Here is a 205-nt window from a genome sequence, read left to right as displayed (position 1 = left end):
GCCGGTCTGGGCATCGCCGCGGTGGTGCTGCAGACCGCCGTGGGCCTGTGCGTCTTCCTCGCCTACGGCACCACCGCCAGCGTCGCGCGCCGCCGGGGCGCCGGCGACCTGCGCGGCGCGCGGGCCCAGGGCGTCGACGGCCTGTGGCTGGCGCTCGGCATCGGCGCGGTCACCACCGTGGCCGGCGTCGCGCTGACCGGCCCGC

The 205-nt window shown here is 80.5% G+C and carries 1 protein-coding gene; it reads left to right on the top strand.

All coding sequences use genetic code 11. From position 1 onward, the window contains the following. The coding region (locus QWJ41_RS21935) for an MATE family efflux transporter (RefSeq protein WP_302710614.1) at nt 1-205 on the top strand (205 nt) is incomplete at both ends.

This window comes from Nocardioides cremeus (genome assembly GCF_030518195.1).
GTDB classification, from domain to species: domain Bacteria; phylum Actinomycetota; class Actinomycetes; order Propionibacteriales; family Nocardioidaceae; genus Nocardioides; species Nocardioides cremeus.
The sequence above is the reverse complement of the archived record's forward strand: the minus strand, read 5'-3'. Positions and strand labels throughout refer to the sequence as shown.